Annotated in this window: 14 protein-coding genes; 11 read left to right on the forward strand and 3 right to left on the reverse strand. The window is 39.5% G+C overall.

Annotated elements, in window-relative coordinates; all coding sequences use genetic code 11:
* Positions 1–21 precede the first annotated feature (21 nt).
* From truB to LXL81_RS07970, 4 genes are all read left to right on the forward strand, one after another.
* Positions 22–723: a tRNA pseudouridine(55) synthase TruB gene (gene truB / locus LXL81_RS07955; RefSeq protein WP_234646194.1), complete on the forward strand. Its 702-nt coding sequence runs from the start codon at positions 22–24 to the stop codon at positions 721–723.
* Positions 720–1,655 (forward strand): bifunctional riboflavin kinase/FAD synthetase, encoded by a 936-nt coding sequence (locus tag LXL81_RS07960; RefSeq protein WP_234646195.1) that lies wholly within the window; start codon positions 720–722, stop codon positions 1,653–1,655. Before truB ends, LXL81_RS07960 begins: the two co-directional genes overlap by 4 nt.
* Positions 1,656–1,801: 146 nt before the next feature.
* Positions 1,802–3,145, forward strand: a complete 1,344-nt coding sequence (locus LXL81_RS07965) for an amidohydrolase family protein (protein WP_234646196.1) — start codon at positions 1,802–1,804, stop codon at positions 3,143–3,145.
* Between the two features lie 18 nt (positions 3,146–3,163).
* Positions 3,164–3,673: a cupin domain-containing protein gene (locus tag LXL81_RS07970; RefSeq protein WP_234646197.1), complete on the forward strand. Its 510-nt coding sequence runs from the start codon at positions 3,164–3,166 to the stop codon at positions 3,671–3,673.
* Positions 3,674–3,763: 90 nt separating this feature from the next.
* On the opposite strand, the gene LXL81_RS07975 is transcribed toward LXL81_RS07970, so the two are convergent.
* From LXL81_RS07975 to LXL81_RS07985, 3 genes are all read right to left on the reverse strand, one after another.
* On the reverse strand, positions 3,764–5,458 hold the full coding sequence (locus LXL81_RS07975; protein WP_234646198.1) for a RagB/SusD family nutrient uptake outer membrane protein: 1,695 nt from the start codon (positions 5,456–5,458) through the stop codon (positions 3,764–3,766).
* Positions 5,459–5,468: 10 nt separating this feature from the next.
* On the reverse strand, positions 5,469–8,438 hold the full coding sequence (locus LXL81_RS07980; protein WP_234646987.1) for a SusC/RagA family TonB-linked outer membrane protein: 2,970 nt from the start codon (positions 8,436–8,438) through the stop codon (positions 5,469–5,471).
* A gap of 501 nt (positions 8,439–8,939) precedes the next feature.
* Positions 8,940–10,643, reverse strand: a complete 1,704-nt coding sequence (locus tag LXL81_RS07985) for a hypothetical protein (protein ID WP_234646199.1) — start codon at positions 10,641–10,643, stop codon at positions 8,940–8,942.
* 83 nt (positions 10,644–10,726) lie between these two features.
* Between LXL81_RS07985 and LXL81_RS07990 the strand changes: the two genes are divergently transcribed.
* The 7 genes from LXL81_RS07990 to LXL81_RS08020 all read left to right on the forward strand — a co-directional run bounded on the left by LXL81_RS07990 (position 10,727) and on the right by LXL81_RS08020 (position 17,660).
* The gene (locus LXL81_RS07990; protein WP_234646200.1) at positions 10,727–11,734 is read left to right on the forward strand and encodes a hypothetical protein; all 1,008 of its coding nucleotides are present in this window, start codon (positions 10,727–10,729) and stop codon (positions 11,732–11,734) included.
* On the forward strand, positions 11,734–12,888 hold the full coding sequence (locus LXL81_RS07995) for a glycosyltransferase family 4 protein (protein ID WP_234646201.1): 1,155 nt from the start codon (positions 11,734–11,736) through the stop codon (positions 12,886–12,888). Before LXL81_RS07990 ends, LXL81_RS07995 begins: the two co-directional genes overlap by 1 nt.
* A gap of 33 nt (positions 12,889–12,921) precedes the next feature.
* The gene (locus LXL81_RS08000) at positions 12,922–14,070 is read left to right on the forward strand and encodes a glycosyltransferase (RefSeq protein WP_234646202.1); all 1,149 of its coding nucleotides are present in this window, start codon (positions 12,922–12,924) and stop codon (positions 14,068–14,070) included.
* A 62-nt stretch (positions 14,071–14,132) separates the two neighbouring features.
* A complete protein-coding gene (locus tag LXL81_RS08005; protein ID WP_234646203.1) occupies positions 14,133–15,059 on the forward strand; it encodes a glycosyltransferase family 2 protein in 927 nt (308 codons plus the stop codon).
* Positions 15,016–15,582 (forward strand): WcaF family extracellular polysaccharide biosynthesis acetyltransferase, encoded by a 567-nt coding sequence (locus LXL81_RS08010; RefSeq protein WP_234646204.1) that lies wholly within the window; start codon positions 15,016–15,018, stop codon positions 15,580–15,582. Before LXL81_RS08005 ends, LXL81_RS08010 begins: the two co-directional genes overlap by 44 nt.
* On the forward strand, positions 15,579–16,322 hold the full coding sequence (locus LXL81_RS08015) for a glycosyltransferase family 2 protein (RefSeq protein WP_234646205.1): 744 nt from the start codon (positions 15,579–15,581) through the stop codon (positions 16,320–16,322). The genes LXL81_RS08010 and LXL81_RS08015 overlap by 4 nt, the downstream gene beginning before the upstream one ends.
* A 171-nt stretch (positions 16,323–16,493) precedes the next feature.
* Positions 16,494–17,660: an MraY family glycosyltransferase gene (locus LXL81_RS08020; protein WP_234646206.1), complete on the forward strand. Its 1,167-nt coding sequence runs from the start codon at positions 16,494–16,496 to the stop codon at positions 17,658–17,660.
* The last annotated feature ends 54 nt before the right edge of the window (positions 17,661–17,714 follow it).

The raw sequence follows: 17,714 nt of genomic DNA on the forward strand, positions 1-17,714 counted from the left end.
TTAAGATAACATTAGTATAGTTTGAGTAACGAGACTACCATACAAGACGAAGGAGAAGTTCTATTAATTGACAAACCATTGAAATGGACATCTTTTGATGTGGTCAATAAAATAAAAAGAGCTTGTAAATATAACAAAATCGGTCATGCCGGCACGCTGGATCCTCTGGCGACCGGCTTGCTTATTTTATGTACAGGAAAGAAAACAAAGATTATTGATACCTATCAGGCGCAGGAAAAGGAATATACAGGCACTTTTGTATTAGGAAAAACAACGCCTTCCGTTGATCTGGAAACCGAATTTGACGCAGAATTTCCTATTGAGCATATCAATTCAGAAATACTGGAAACTGCCAGAAAAACCTTTCTTGGACAAATTGAACAAATCCCGCCCATCTATTCTGCTGTAAAAGTTGATGGAGAAAGACTTTATAAAAAAGCACGTCGCGGCGAAACTGCGGAAATAAAAAAACGCAGCGTGGAAATATCACTCTTTGAAATAGACAGCACCAATTTCCCGGCCATCGATTTCAGGATCATTTGCTCCAAAGGAACCTACATTCGTAGTATTGTTAGAGATTTCGGCGTTGCGGCAGGAAGTGGCGCGTATCTGAGTGTCTTGTGTCGTACCCGAATTGGTAATTTTGAACTAAAAGATGCCAAAAATCTGACCGATTTCATTTACCAGAAACGTGTTGAATTGAAGTTACCAGTTGACGAATGAACATATACCACAGCCTTGATTCCTTTCACAGATTGGAATGCGCAGTCGTAACCAGTGGCACATTTGATGGCTTACATATTGGCCATAAAAAAATACTTTCCCGGCTTAAAGAAATCAGCACGCAATGTGGCGGAGAATCTACGGTGCTTACTTTTTGGCCACATCCAAGAATGGTGGTTTCGGAAGACAGTCAGGATTTACAGCTTCTTTCTACAATTGACGAAAAAATTGAATTGTTCTCGCAGATGGGAATTCAGCATCTGGCAATCATACCTTTCACAAGGGCATTTTCAGAATTATCGTCTGACGAGTTTATACGGCAGATACTGGTTGACAAAATCGGTACAAAAAAGCTGGTGATTGGATATGACCACAGATTTGGCCGGAACCGGGAAGGAAGTTTCGAGTTTCTGCAACAGAATGCATCAACTTATGGTTTTGAAGTAGAGGAAATACCACGCCAGGATATCGAGGATCTGGCTATCAGCTCATCCAGGATCCGTCATTCACTATTGTCCGGAAACGTGGATGAGGCTAAATTCCTTTTAGGCCGCCCCTACTCTTTTACGGGATTGGTTGTAAAAGGAAAACAATTGGGAAGAACGATTGGATTTCCAACCGCTAATATCCAGCTGCATGAATCGTACAAACTCATTCCTGCAAACGGCGTATATGTGATTAAGGCTTATCATCATGGAGAGGCATACCAGGGAATGCTAAATATCGGTGTTCGCCCAACGGTTGACGGAACTTTCCGGACAATTGAGGCTAACCTTTTTGATTTTGATAAAGAAATCTATGGTGAAGATTTGACGGTTGAGCTGCTTCATTATCTTCGGCCTGAACAAAAATTCGATGGTCTGGATGGCTTGATTCAACAAATCAAGGTCGATAAAGAAAGTTCAGTTGCATTTTTTGACATTCAAAAGTAAGAATTGATAATTAGTAAAGAAAACCCTGAGTCGGCCTTATTTTGCCGGTTCAGGGTTTTTTATTTTACGTAAAATATATGGTTAAAGAAATAGCATTTCTCAACTTTGGTATAATTATAATGCAAAAATAGAAAACTGAAATATATATGAAACCATATTTTCGAATCGCACTACTATGCATTCTGCTTGCGTTTACGAGTAAATTAAAAGCGCAGAATAGCAATTTGATCCTTTTAAAAAACGTGAATCTGATAGACGGAACGGGATCGGCTTCCAAACCAGATGTCAATATTTTGATAAAAGATGGAATTGTCGCGGCTATTCAATCCGGATTAAAACATCCTTCTGCAACGCAGATCGACCTGAAAGGAAAAACAATAATTCCAGCAGTCATCAGCGCCCATACGCATATTGGAACGTTAAAAGGAAATACTTCAACCGCTGAAAATTACACACGTGAAAATGTTCTGAGACAATTAAAAAGGTATCAGGATTACGGTGTCGGAACAATTCTGACTATGGGAACCGATCGGCCTTTAATATTTAACGGATTGATCGACTCAACAAAAGCCGGATTGTTACCCGGGGCGAGATTATACTCAGCAGGATACGGTTTTAACACGCCGGAAAAAGCCCCAGGCTCCTGGATGAATCTGCTATGGCGACCGGAATCAGCGGACCAGGTTCCGGCCCAAATTGAGCAGCTTTCAAAAACTAAACCCAGCGTTATTAAAATGTGGGTCGACGACCATGGCGGAAAGGCCGAAAAAATGAAACCTGAGATTTACAAAGCCATCATCACAGAAGCGCATAAAAAAGGAATACGTGTCGCAAGTCATTTATACAATCTCGAAGATGCGCGAGATCTGACAGCTTCGGGTTTGGATATAATGGCGCATAGTATTCGTGATAAAGAAATTGACGCAGATTTAATTAATGCAATGAAAGCGAAAGGTGTCGCATACATTCCAACATTATCGTTGGATGAATATGCTTTTATTTATGCCAGAAAACCGGAATGGGTTGAGGATTCCTTTTTCAAAGCATCCTTGGAGCCAGGTGTTTATGAAATGATTATCAGTCAGAAATATCAGGATCAGGTAAAAAATTCTCCTGATTATGATAGAAATCTGGCTGGATTTAAAATGGCTTTGAAAAATTTAAAAAAGATCCATGATGCCGGAATTTTGGTAGCATTGGGAACAGATTCCGGTGCATTTCCTATTCGGGCCCAGGGCTTTTCTGAACATCTGGAAATGGAGTTAATGGTTCAGGCTGGCCTGACACCCATGCAAACAATTACCGCAGCGACACTGAATTCAGCCAAAATTCTGAAAATTGATAATCAAATCGGAACCATACAAAAAGGCAAAAAAGCAGATTTTATTATACTAACTGAAAGCCCGGAAAAGGACATCAAGAATACCAGAAAAATTGAATCAGTTTGGAAAGATGGTAAGCAGGTAAGTAAAGGACCATTAAAAAATTGACCCTTCATCAATATGGAAATGAAAATTGAAACGTACTTATTTAAGGATGATGGGTTGATTCCTAACAGCAAATATCCTTTAATAATTTACAAAAATGCCTTCAGTAAACGGGGAAAGGAGGCTGGTTCCTGGCTTGAAAAACATTTTGAATCCAACAACTGGACAAATTCCTGGCGAAACGGTGTTTTTTCATATCATCACTACCATAGTATCTCCCATGAAGTTTTGGGTATTTATGAAGGTTCTGCTACACTATTTTTAGGCGGCGAAAAAGGACAAAAGTTGTTAGTAAGCGCAGGTGATATCATTGTTATTCCTGCCGGCGTTGGACATAAAAACCTTGGTTCTTCAAATGATTTCAAAGTAATCGGAGCTTATCCAAATGGGATGGATTATGATATTCTTCGCGGGAAACCCGAAGAAAGAAAACAGGCCGATCAAAATATAGAAAATGTTCCATTTCCCGACAGCGATCCATTTCTTGGTAAAAGTGAAGGTCTAAGAACCTTATGGAGCAAAATCAGGTAATTAGTATTTTCTTAAAACGAAAAAACAAAAAGCGCTTCCCGGAGATCCGGAAAGCGCTTTTGTTATTAACTGATAAATAAATCCTTAGAATTAGTAACCTGTATTCTGCTGCATGTAACCAGGCAAATTGGAAGCACCGTCAATAGCAGTTTGTGGAATAGGGAAAATACGTTTGTGAACATCTGAGTTTGTTTTTTCAGTCCAGGTACTTTCGTATTTGCCAAAACGGATCATATCAGTACGGCGAACCATTTCCCAATATAACTCAAAACCTCTTTCACGGAAAAGCAAGTCGAGATTGATTGAAGTTAATGCCGGTGGAGGTGTGGTGGCTGTTCTGGCAGCTCTCACCGTGTTGACATCGTCAAGAGCTGTCGCATCGCCCGCACTTTTGCGCAGTTTCGCCTCAGCACGCATCAGATAAATATCAGCCAGACGAAGGATTGAAATATCCGCTTCACCTTTATTTCTTCCTGAATCAGAAACACGACTGAACTCATATTTTTCAACACGATATCCTGCACTGTAACCACTTCCTGCGGTTGTAAAGTCAATTTTCTCGGTAAATATCACAGGCAAATCATTACGGTTCCGACTTAAGTTTGTCAGTTTACCAATTTTTAATTTCCCATCCGGACATCTTAAAAATGCACCGTTCACGCGGACAGCGCCATATTGTTGTCCACGCAGGATTCCACGGTTAATCTTATAATCTGCGTCAACTAAACAGGTATCACCCGGATTTGAATAAACAGACATATTTTCTTTGTAAAAACGAGGATCACGTTTTGGATCAACCGCGCCGTAAGCCTGCACCCAGCTTTGGTAAAAATCAGAAGTTATGGCAGGGCCATCAGTACCATTTGCTGCCGGAAAAGCGGCCAGAGGAAACTGGTCTCCCGAAAGAGAAAAATAGGCCAAACGATTATGACCATTAAGGTCCGAACGCTGATCAACAGCAAAAATAAGCTCCGTGTTGCTATGATTGTCATTCCCGAAAATCGAGAAATAATCTGCTGATAATTTAGATTCTCCCGAGCTGATGATACGGCTGGTATAGTCAATTACCTTGTCCATATCCGCACTATTAAAAGTAAACTGCGGAGCATAAATATCACGATAAACAGCTGCATTCAGATATAATCTTGCCAGAAGTCCCCAAACCGCAGCTTTTGTCAATCTTCCAGGTCCTACGGTCGCCTTGTTTTGTAGTAAAGGCTCAACTGCGAGTAATTCACTTTCAATATAAGAAACCGCTTCTGCGCCACGAATGATTTTAGAAACCGTTCCCGGATCTTCTTTAACGAAAACGATACCAAACAAATCCAGCGTCATCATGGAATAATAAGCTCTCATCCCGCGCGCCTCAGCAAGGTACAACGCAGAAGTCGCATCTTTTGCCGTAGATAAAGTTGTGATCGCAGTGATCGACCTTGAAATACTTTGAACGATATTATCCCATGTAGCCTTGATATTAGGATCGGTACTTACCGAAGTATGCGCGTGCAGGGCAAGGTAAATCCCGTTATCACCCCAGTCAGTTCCTCCGCGATAGGGCAAAATAGCCTCATCCGTAGAAATTTCCTGTAGAGCGAAATAATTGGTATGCTTGTGAAGTTCAGGTAAAAGTGCATATACCGGCGCAATCAGCCCATTAGCAGTCTGTTCATCTGTAAGCGTGGAACCCAATGTTTCATCAAGCACTTGTTCTTTTAAATCTGTACAGGCCATTGTCGTTAAAAACAAGCCTGCAACTGTAAGTATGATAGGTAATTTCTTATTCATTGTCGTAAGATTAGAAACCAATATTTAAACCAAAAATTACCGTTTTCGCTTTTGGATAGCTCAGGTAATCGATACCGTAGGAAGTAATCCCATTAACAGACCGGTCGTTGTTAACTTCCGGATCATAACCGTTGTATTTTGTAGCAACAAACAGATTCTGGCCTGTTACTGACAAACGGATGGAATGAACCCAGTTGTTGATTCCCAATGCTGTGGTATTGAAGTTATAACCCAACGCAAGGTTATTCAACCGAAGGAAAGAGCCACTTTTAAGATAACGTGTTGAAACGGGCGCAGAATTGTTTGTTGATTCATTCGCGTTGGCGATTGCTTCCGGTATCACATTCAGTCCTTTTGATAATCTTAACTTGTAGAAATTGGAGTTCGCTGTATTGTCATAAACTTTATTCCCCGACACGCCATTAAAGTTTGCAACCAGGTCAAATCCTTTGAAACCGATATTTCCACTGAAATTGTACATTTTGGTAGGAAGTGCCGAACCAGCCGCCACGCGGTCTTTGTCCGTGATGATTCCGTCGCCATCCACATCTCTGAAGGTATTAATTCCCTTGTCATCAAATCCGGTAAATTCTTTCAGGAAGAAAGTACCAATCGGTTGTCCGCTGATATATCCGTTGATCGTAGCAGAAGTAAGCCCTGAACCTTGTGCAGCTCCCGAAGGAATTACTGAATAAGGAGAGTTTTTTACTTTGTTTTTGATAAACGTGATATTACCACTCAATCCAAATCTGATTCCATTCCCAAGTGTCTTTCTGTAAGCCAGATCAATTTCAGTTCCCTGATTCACAATTTTCATATTTTCAACATTAGTCCAGAAAGTACCCGCCGGCTGAACCGGATCCGAAGGAATTACTTCCAAAAGTATTTTACCGGAAGTTTTGCTGAAATAATCAACAGATCCGCTTAACGCACCTTTGAAAAGAGCAAAGTCGATACCTAAATCGGTTTGAGAAGAAGTTTCCCACTGAATATCCGGGTTAGCAAGACGTGCGTACGTTGTCCCCGCAGGATATCCGGTATTGAACAATGGATAACTCGTTTTGTCAGTGATCGTGGAAGTAAATAATGCCTGGGTAATTTTAGATGGAATTTCCTGGTTACCCGTTTGTCCCCAGCCTGCACGAAGTTTAAGATCTGTGAAGGCGGATGATTTCAGGAATTTCTCCTCAGAAAGTCTCCATCCCAAAGAAAAAGATGGGAAAATACCATATTTATTATTTGCTCCAAATTTGGAAGAACCATCAGCACGAACCGTTGCGGTTACCAGATATTTGTCTTTATAACCGTAATTTACTCTCGAAAAGAATGATTGCAGCTCGTTCAAAGTTGCAGTACCGGTTGGTCTGTTAACAGCCAGCGTAAGATCCTGGCCCACACCTGGATTATAAATTGGTTCTACTCCACCGACCGGAAATTTATTGATACTGTAAATTCGTCCCGTCAGGTTAATTTTTTGGTAAGAATGACCAACCAACGCAGAGAAACTATGATCCTTATTATCAAGCGTATAAGTAATATAGTTCTCGATCAGCTTGTTGCTGTTGCGTACATCTCTTGTCTCTAACCGTCCAAGATTTAATGGAACCGTACTTGCCAAAGACTGCAAATCACGCGTAGAAGTAGAATTATCAATACCAAAGTTTAATTTATAAACCAGACCTTTAAAAATTGTTACCGATGGAGAAATATTTCCGATAATACGATTTGTTGTCGTTAAATCTTTTTCAAGAGCAAGCGTGATCAAAGGGTTTGTCCCGTCAACATATTGAAAAGGTGCTCCTTTGTCATCATATGCAGGATAAGTTGGGTTAGCAGAAATTGCTCCACCAACGATTCCTTCCGGAGGTCTTGAATTTTTTGTATTGGTTGCATTCAGATTGATATCAACGCTCACACGATCATTGAGCATCTTTTGGTTCAGGTTGATACGGCCTGTGTAACGATCGAGATTACTGTTCTTCAAAATCCCGTCCTGCTTCTGCATACCCACCGATGCGTAATAAGTCATTTTGTCCGTTCCGCCACCGAGCGATACATTGTGATTTTGGGTGTAAGCGGTACGGGAAATTTCCTTTTGCCAATCCGTATTAGATTTTCCGTCAATCAGCGTTCCGCCAAGTTTTGTCACCTCGGTTTTGAATTCATCAGCTGAGAAAACATCCAGCGGTCTTGCCATAGTGGAAATACCAAAGCTACCTGAATAATTTACTGATGCAGCACCGGATTTTCCTTTTTTGGTCGTAATAAGAATAACACCATTGGCACCTCTTGCCCCATAAATTGCTGTTGCAGAGGCATCTTTCAAAACATCAATGGATTCAATATCCTGCGGATTTAGAAAACTCAAAGGATTGGTTGCACCACCCGTGCTGCTGTTGTCCAATGCCAGACCGTCTACCACAAAAAGTGGCGTACTTCCTGTACGAACACCACCCGGACCGCGAACAGTAATACTCACCGTTCCGCCAGGCTCACCTGTTGCCGAAGTAACATTAACACCCGCCACTTTTCCCTGGAAAAGCTGCTCAGGCGAGTTGATAATCCCTGTGTTAAATTCTCCGCTTTTAAGTGATTTTACGGATCCGGTGATATCTTTTTTAACAGTACTTCCATAACCAACCACAACAACCTCATTAAGGTCCGCCGCCGATTCTTTCAACGTAACATTAACATTGCTGTTTGATTCTGACAGAACAAAATCACTTAAAGTTTGTTTTTCAAATCCAATGTAACTGAATTCAAGATTATACTTTTTTCCTGCCTCCAATGCGCTGAAAGAAAACTCTCCGTTTTCATTCGTTGTGGCTCCCTGCTTATTCCCATTTACATCAGTGACCAAAACTGTAACACCCGGAAGACCTTCATTTTTTGCTGTAACAACCTTGCCTTTCAACGGAATGTCTTGAATTGACAAAGCAGTATGGCGTGTTGTCAGCTGCGTGTTTCCCTTTGCAAGCATACCGGCAGTTGCACCGGAACTTACAGTCATGAAAGTGGAAAACGACAAAACGCAACAACACAAGCCCATTTTGCTGACTAATAGAGTTTGTCTCATAATGTGGATTATTTGTTTTAAGGTAAATTGAGATACTGACTTAAGTGAGTGTTAGATACAATACCGATGAGTAAGTTTTTCAAAACTACTAATTGTATTATTGATATAAAAAATATAAACTAGCATACAAGTAATGCAAACGTTTGAAATTTTTTGCAAACGTTTGAAATAAATGGGGATAAATTAATGTAAAGCCAAGACGGGTTTATTACAGGTTCAGGAGGGTTATCAGGTATGTTAAAATTGAAGTTCCCGTCTTCTTTAACCGGCTGCAAAACTGCAATGTTAATGTTACCTCATTGTTATGTCAATATGAACAAGCCGTTGTGAATGCCCAATACACTATAATGGCCAACCTTTTCAGGATGGCCATTAATAATTTACCTTGAAAATTTATTAAGATTTTTACTTTATCCTACTATCATATACGTAATAGTAAGCACCTTCGTCTTTATTAAAAATCTTGATTGGCTTTATTCCTTGCAACTGTAAATCTGTTACCATGTACAGATATTTACCTGCCTTAAATTCATTGATAGCCTCCTCGGTCTGTACACTGTGACTTGCAAGTTCAATCGAATCGAAGTAGATATCGTAATCAAACATTTTTCTTTTTTCAGTTGAAACATACTTCAGCAAAATACGGTACTGTGCGTCGTACTGTTTCTCATCTTCGAAAGCAAAAGCATTTGCGATAATCGGAAGGTTTTCTTCACTTAACTCAGCAGCACCTTTATTTCCCAACAAGAAATTTAGCTTTTTAATCATTTTAAGGGTATCCAGATTTTGTGTTTTCTCTCTTAAAAGACATTCCTGTGTTTTAGGGATATAAAATTCCAATTCCGGATTAAGCAGCATTTTAGTTCCGGAAGGCAGCGTCAGAATCCAGTTTGATGCGGTATGCATATTGACCGTAGCATGCACTCTTTTATGTTGCGCATAGGCTTCATTAAAATGAAAAAGAGAAATTATTATGACAAGTCCAAGCGCAACTTTAAAACCCCACTTCTTACCCAATTCCACAATATAACTCAGACCCAAACCAATGAGAAAAAGCGTTACTACGCCTGCCGGCAAAACGTGTGTATCATAAATTTTGGAAGAGCGTAAAACAAGAAACAGAAACAATAAGAGGTTTCCAATCAATACATAATAGATAACCTTTTTCGTCCTGAGCAGCTTAACAATCCCGATTATGCTAAGTGCTAAAATGATATAATTAACAGGTTCTGCAAAGTATATTTTCAAATATTCCATATTGAAAAATGTCCCCATCGGCTTGTCATTCATTTTGGCGATGATCCCGCCTACAAAGGATTTCATTACCACCAATGTATCTGATATTATAAACGGACAAAAAACAATGAATGAAACAAATATCACGAGCAGCGAAAACAGGACATTTTTTATTTTATCCTGCGGTACCAGCAAGAAAACAGCTGCTATATAAAATGGTATAAAGAAGGCGAAAATAAGCCTTTGCGCCAGTATAAGTCCAAAAAGTATGGAACATATTACAACATCCTTTATGGATATTGAATCGGTGAAGACGAGCCTGGCCAGTAACAATATAAACACACTTCCCGATATTGCCTCTGGCCGTAAAACAGGCAAATTAGCAAACAAAATAGTAGAAGCTACCAGTACAACCGGTAAAAAAAGACGCAGGGAATCGGTCAGTAAAAAGTGATTTCTTTTATGTATCAGACGGATCGTTTTGTACAGAATATATCCAACGATCAAAATCTGAAAGGCGCGGCCCAACAGGATATATGGCTCACGATCCCACAGATATTTATACGCTTCGAGATCAAAGGATTCAAAAATTGAAACTAATCCATGAATGCTTCCACTATTGGCAATGATTGACTTGAAACAAGCTACCCCAAAAATGATAAAATAGAACAACATACTCGGTGAAGCCGGCCAATCAAGCCCGCGCGGCGTGTTTCCATACCACATCCAGACACCGGAATCTGCTACAAAATTTTCATCCGTGGTGTAATAACCATGAAACGGCGGAAAAATAACACCCGAAATAAAAACGGATAATATAACTAAAGCCAGTAGAGAGTAAGTAACGATTTTACGGTTTTTGGAAGAAATCATGCGCTGTATTTCAATAAAAAATCAAAAATGCAAAAGTAATTCTAAATTTGCATCTGCGAACATCGCAAAATTAGAATTACTTTATGCTAAAATTTATTTTCAGGTTTATTATTTTTTTAATAATTGTTGCTGGGGTTGCGGAAGCAGTGCTCCGTTTCAAATATGGCTTTTGCAATGCACCTCTATATGTTTCCGATCCTGATTTTGAATATATCTATGCTCCCAACCAGAATGTAAAGCGTTTTGGGAACCGCGTGATCACCAACGAATTCTCCATGCGCAACGACGCCGTGTCTCCAACCGACACGACAGTTGTGCTGCTTGTGGGCGATTCTGTCATCAATGGTGGCAGCATGACCGACCAGGACAGCCTCGCTTCCGGATTTTTGGAAAAAAAATTATCTTCCGAACTTAAAACACGGGTTCGTGTTCTGAATATTTCCGCAGGTTCCTGGGGGCCTGATAATATCGCTGCCTATCTGAAAAAGTTTGGTCTGTTTCATGCAAAACTAATTTGTCTGGTTACAAGCAGTCACGATGCACACGACATTATGGCGCATGAGAGCCAGGTCGGGATTGATCCAAATATGCCGGATAAGCAATACCATATTGCGCTACTTGAACTTTGGGACCGTTACAAATATCTGTATCCCTATTATGTAGATTATTACGCTGAAAAAATCCCTTTTTTCTCAACCCAAAAAGAACTTGATCCGGTGGCGCAGAAACCAAAAACGGATTCTGTTAAGACTGAAAAACCTGTTGATGAGGGAATCCGGAAGGCTGGCGTTGGATTTAATCCCGGATATGAACAGTTGAGAAAAATTGCTGAGGACAATAATATTCCCTTTTTCATATACCTTCATCCCGAAATTTCCGAAGTTGCTATGGGCCATTTTAATGACCAGGGCAATGAGATTATCAATTTTGCCAAAGAAAAAAATGTACGTTTAATCAGCGAATTTGACTTCCATCCTTCTACAAAAATGTATAGAAAAATGGATGTAGTGCATTTTGATAATAAAGGACAGATTTTTCTGACAAATAATCTTTATCCTATTATTCTTGATTACCTTAAAAAAGATAAATAATGCGGGTTTTAGTGATTCACAATCAATTATGGGCGCATTATAAGTCGAAACTTTTCAGTGAGATTTATCAGAATATTTCCGAAACCAGTCCCGATAGTTCATTTCTGGTTGTTCAGATAGCGCTTTACGAAGCAAGCCGAAGCGTAATGCAGGACGATGAGACAGTAAAATATGATTATCCTTACCAGGTTTTATTTCAAACCAGCCTCGACAAAGTAAAATTCGGAGAAAGACGAAAAGCGTTGTTTAAAGCTTTTGACGAATTTAAACCCACTGTCTTAAATGTTACGGGATGGTTTGATTACGCCCAGGTTTTGCTGATGATTTACGCGAGAATGAAAGGTGTAAAAATCGTATTGTCCTCTGAATCTTCATCCCTGGATCATAACCGATCTTCAATAAAAGAAAAGATCAAAAGCTGGATCGTAAACCAGGCAGATGCTTTTTTTTGCTTTGGGAAATCTTCGGCGGATTATCTTCTAACTTTGGGAATTAAACAATCGCAAATTGCAGTAACCAATGCAGCTGCCATTGATGAAGACGTAATCAGAACAAATTTTGAGCTTGCCAAAAATCAGTATCAGGAAATAATTTCTTCAAAAAGCACACGCAGATTTGTTTATGTGGGCAGGCTCGCAGAAGAAAAAAACTTAGAACTACTAATCAGAGCTTTCATTGCCATTAAAGATAACAGTAAAATTCCGTCTGACTGGAAATTGCTTTTTGTAGGTGACGGTCCGGCAAGAGAAAAACTGAAGGAAATTTCGGGAGCATATGCAAACAAAGGAATTATTGAATTTGCCGGAGGGCATCCCTGGTATAAAGTACCTGCCTGGCTAGCGAAAAGCGATGTGCTGATCTTGCCAAGTAAATCGGAACCGTGGGGCCTGGTGGTGAACGAAGCAATGGTTTGCGGTATGCCGGTCATAGTTTCTGAAAAATGCGGATGCGCGGATGATCTCGTCAGAAACGGCGTCAACGGCTTTTTATTTAATCCCGAAAGTCAGCCTGAACTCGAAATTGCTTTGCAGTTTTTTATCAAAAACCCTGAAAAAATAGATTCTATGGGAAAAGAATCATTAAAAATTATACAACCATTTTCATCAAAAACCGTAGCCAAAGCGATGGTAAACTGTTATAAAAATCTTCGTTAGATTTTTGTCTGTTATCATTAATTAATTGAAAATATGCGAATTCTGAATATATGTGCTTACACGTGGGCAATCGGCGGACCTGCAAGAATTATCTATGACCACACCAATGAAGTATTGGCACAAGGTCATCAGGTTGATATTTTAAGTCCGATGACACCAGGCGAGAAAATGTATCCCGTCCCGGAAGGCGCAAGACTTATTGAATGCAAAAGAACAACGCCGATCAGTAATTTCTACCGGGAATTCTCAATTGAAATGTATGATTATCTGAAAAAGCATATCAATGAATATGACATTATTCACATGCATGGAATCTGGCATTTTGGGAGTTTGGCGCCATTTTTAATCCCGCATAAGGCCGCATTGGTTATCACCATACACGGTTTGCTTGATAAATGGGCGGTTGCACATAGCAAATGGAAAAAAGATCTGGTGACTTTATTTTACCAAAAAAGATTGCTGGGCAAAGCGGATTTAATTCAGATCAATAATACGGATGAAGAGGAAGATGTGATCCGGTATCTGGGTTACAGGCCGGCCAATATGGTGATTGTGCCAAATGGAATGAAAGTCTCCGAATATATCAATCTGCCGGACAAAGGTATTTTTAGAAAGAAACATGGCATTGCTGCTTCCAAACAAATGATATTGTTCATGGGAAGGTTAAACATAAAAAAGGGACTTGATTTACTCCTTCCCGCTTTTCAGCAGGTTCATGAAAAATTACCGGAAGCAGTGCTCATTCTTGCCGGTCCCGACGATGGTTATCTATCAGTTATCGAAGATTTTATCAAAAAGAACAATTTGTCTGATAAAGTTAAGCTGGTAGGAATGTTGACGGATACTGTCAAAAAAGAGGCGTTATCGGATGCTGATCTGTTTGTGCTCCCATCCTATTCCGAAGGATTTTCTATCGCCGTTCTGGAAGCAATGACTTCCAAAGTTCCGGCCCTGGTTTCGGATCGTGTCGGCTTTGGAGATTATATCAAAAAATACAACGCGGCCTATCTGACACCCCTTACCAGTGAAGGTGTTGCGGATGGACTTCTTAAAATATTGCAAGATAAAAATTACGCTGACGAATTAAAAAAACAAGCCTTCACGATGGTGAAGGATAATTTTGATATCAAAGTGGTGGCAAACCAATTATTGGAAGAGTACAAGAAAATTAAAAAAATGTAGTTATCTTTGACTATCCTATTAACATACACTAGCTGTACAATTCAACAATACCTGGGCACTTTATGGTTGATTTATCCGTCATCATTTTAACGAATAATGAATCAAAACACATCGGGCGTTGTATCAAAAGCCTTCTGTTAGTTACTGACAAAATCTTCATTATAGATTCATTTTCAACGGATAACACCGTCGCGATTGCGGAAGGACTTGGTGCCACGGTAATTCAGAATCCCTGGGTCTCCTACGCTTTTCAATTTAATTTCGGAATCCGTAATAATCCTTTTCAGACGCAATGGCTGATGCGGATGGATGCGGACGAATACATCACACCCGAGCTAGCGGAAGAATTAAAAATATCACTTGCAGCAATTCCTGAAAATGTTTCCGGCCTTTATGTAAAAAGACGCGTCTTTTTTATGGATCAGTGGATCAATCATGGCGGCTATTATCCCATATGGCTGCTGAGGATCTGGCGCCGCGGATTAGGGGTATGTGAGGAATTATGGATGGACGAGCATATTAAGTTAAGCAGCGGCACAACAGCTCAGCTTCAAAACGATATCGTTGATCATAATCTTAATAATCTTACCTGGTGGACGCAGAAACATAATAATTACGCAATACGCGAGGTCATAGATTTATTGAATATTAAATATAACTTTGGAAATAAAGAAACGGTTACGCCGGATTTTTGGGGAAGCCAGGAGCAACGGACGCGCTATCTTAAAATCAAGTATGCAAATCTTCCATTGTTCACCCGCCCATTTTTGTATTTTATTTTTAGGTTTATTTTCAAAGGTGGATTTCTGGATGGTAAAAAAGGGTTGATCTGGCATTTTTTACAAGGATTCTGGTATCGCTTCTTGGTGGATGCCAAGATTTACGAAGTGTATCAGAGGGCTGGAAAAGAAAAAGAAAATATTGTTTCACATTTCAGGACAGAATATGGAAAAGACCTCCAGAGCCCAAACCAGTCTGTCAAAATATAATAATAGCTGGTATAAACCCGGGAGCATTTTGAAGCAACTGGCCTGGCATATTATTGGTAGGATCAGTATAAATACTTACCTGCCTATTCCAATGTTTCTTAAAACAATCGTTCTAAGAACCTTTGGTGCAAAAATTGGAAACAGGGTTACAATCAAACCAAAGGTAAATATTAAGTATCCCTGGTTTCTGGAAATTGGTGATGATGTCTGGGTTGGAGAAAATGTGTGGATAGATAACCTGACAACCGTTACTTTATGCGACAATTGCTGTCTATCACAGGGAGCCATGTTACTGACCGGAAACCATAATTATACAAAGAGCACTTTTGACCTGATTTTAGGGCCGATAAAAATTGAAAATGGAGCCTGGATCGGCGCAAAAGCGACAGTTTGCCCAGGTGTTACAGTGCATTCACACGCTGTTTTAACCGTTAATTCGGTGGCAACCAAAGATCTGGAAGCATACAGTATTTACCAGGGAAATCCCTGTTTGTTTGTTAAAACAAGAAATCTGACAAATTGAAAATCAGCATAATAACAGTTGTTTATAACGGAGCTGCAACCATAAGGCATTGCATAGAGTCGGTTTTGAGCCAAAATTTTGATTCCATTGAATATATTGTCGTAGATGGAAATTCGACTGACGGAACTAAGGATATTGTGCTGTCATATGGCTCTAAAATTGATAAATTCATAAGTGAACCGGATAAGGGAATCTATGATGCGATGAACAAGGGAATAAAACTGGCAACCGGCGATGTGATTGGTATATTAAACGCAGATGATTTTTATACAAACACAACCGTAATTTCAGAAGTTGCCCGGGCTATGGAGCAGTCAGGTGCAGATGGATGTTATGGTGACCTGAATTATGTTGACGGACAAAATGAAGCAGTAATAAAACGTAACTGGGTTTCTGGTCAATACAGGCCAAACTCATTTTTAATGGGCTGGATGCCGCCTCATCCCACATTTTTTGTAAGAAAAAAATGTTACGAACAATATGGTGCTTTCCGCCTCGATATGGGGAGTGCAGCGGATTATGAAATAATGTTGCGCTTAATATTCAAATTTGGAATAAAATTAACTTATATTCCAAAGGTTTTGGTAAAAATGAGGACTGGTGGCGTTAGTAACAATACTTTAAAGAATCGGTTAAAGGCTAATAACAATGACAGAAAAGCCTGGCTGGTTAATGATATCAAACCACGATTTTTTACTTTGTGGCTCAAACCAGTCCGAAAAATCGTCCAGTTTTTATAGTACCGGTTGCGTTAAAATTATCACATACACTAAAATAAAGTCATCAACCACTAAATAACTATTTTGACATTCAGGGAGTTAGATTAAAGATTCTGCTGATAATTTGTCAAATTTGAAAATAATCTGATTGAAATATTTAATATCCAATCCGGTCATTCAACCACTATTGTCATGGAACTACAAATACCGACCTATATATTAAGCGAAGGAATCTTCAACAACATGATACATCACGATGTGTATCAATGCATTCTCTCCTTTTTGATAGCCTGTTTTTTGTCCATTATTTCAATCCCGATCATAATAAACCTTTCCAATCTTCTTCACCTGACTGCAAAACCCGGTTTTAGAAGCTCTCATGAAACGGAAACACCAACCTTGGGCGGGATCGCTATTTTTGCCTCAACACTTATATCTTATTTCCTCTGGCCACATTCTGAAAACATCGTTGATTCGAATCTGATCAGCCTTTCGATGACAGGTGTAATCATACTTTTTTTCCTGGGTCTTAAAGATGATATTCTTGCCCTTGATTCAACCAAAAAATTGCTCGTTCAGATTTGTGCGTCGCTGATCCTGGTTGCTATGGGAAACTTCAAAATTGATAATTTCTATGGCATTTTCGGAATTCACCACATTCCATATTTCGTAAGTATACCCCTAACTGTGTTTGTATTTATTGCCATTATCAACGCCATTAACCTTATTGACGGAATTGACGGTCTTGCAGGAGGCATCAGTTTGATAGCAGGTATCGGATTCGGTATCTGGTTTATTCTTAACAATCACTTTTCATTTGGATGCCTGGCCTTCGCTATGTCGGGTTCTTTACTAGGGTTTTTGAGATTTAATTTCTCCAAAACAAGCAAGATTTTTATGGGTGACACAGGCTCGCTTATCATTGGGTATTTGCTATCTATTTTTGCCGTCGAATTTCTTTCGTTGAATGTCAGCTACCAGAACGACAGTACTGCTTATTTCAATGCTCCAATCATCGTCATGGTTCTTTTGATCGTTCCAATTTTTGATACACTACGGGTATTTATCGTAAGAATTGTGAAAGGTGGGTCGCCGTTTATTGCAGACAGAAACCATATGCACCACATTTTGATTGATTCCGGATTAAACCACTTCTGGGCTTCGTTTACCCTTTGGATGATCACCATTGTCAATACAGCACTATTCTTTGCTTTCCACGGCGATATTTCTAATACTGCATCTTTATACATTTACATTGGAATGTTTGCCGCCTATATGGTTATAGCCTATTATCTTAAAAGAAGATCTGTTGTGATAAAAGAGAAAAAAAAATTCCTTAATCATCCATCCCTGCACTAAGTAGCTTTCTAACAAAATGTAAATCAATAAGTTAGTAAAAATATCATTTACAAT

It is taken from the genome of Dyadobacter sp. CY356 (assembly GCF_021440195.1).
Taxonomy (GTDB): domain Bacteria; phylum Bacteroidota; class Bacteroidia; order Cytophagales; family Spirosomataceae; genus Dyadobacter.